Source organism: Pseudomonas peli (genome assembly GCF_050563605.1).
In the GTDB taxonomy this organism is placed as follows: domain Bacteria; phylum Pseudomonadota; class Gammaproteobacteria; order Pseudomonadales; family Pseudomonadaceae; genus Aquipseudomonas; species Aquipseudomonas peli_A.
This window is the reverse complement of record NZ_JBNXUH010000112.1, coordinates 1-367: the sequence shown is the minus strand read 5'-3', so window position 1 is coordinate 367 and position 367 is coordinate 1. Positions and strand designations below refer to the sequence as shown.

The following is a 367-nucleotide window of genomic DNA, read 5'->3' as shown; positions in this document are numbered from 1 at the left end:
GTCTTTATTAACCCAGAGATCTACCCTATAGTACCATCCTCGTCAGCCGTAGTCGGCAACGTCAGACGTGTATAACAGGCAGATCTGGATAAGCACTAAGCTTCGGCTAAGCGCTCTGACAAGGGCTGCCATTAGGCGGCCCTTGTCGTTTCCGGCCCACCGGCGGTGGCAGCCGCACCACCGCTTCAAGTAAGCTGCGCGCCAATTTGCGCCATCACGCCACAACGTTCACGAGGTTTCCCATGCCCTGGTTACAAGTCCGTCTCGCCATCACCCCGCGCGCGGTGGTCAAGGCCGTGCATAAGGCCCTGCAGTATTTCGATGCCAATCAAGAGCAGCTGTTCGCAGCCCAGGTGAAGTCCAATGG

The 367-nt window shown here is 57.5% G+C and carries 1 pseudogene; it reads left to right on the top strand.

What is annotated here, in order from left to right:
- Positions 1-269: 269 nt before the first annotated feature.
- Positions 270-367 (top strand): annotated as a pseudogene (locus ACQ4LH_RS21230) (electron transport complex subunit RsxG); the annotation flags it as partial.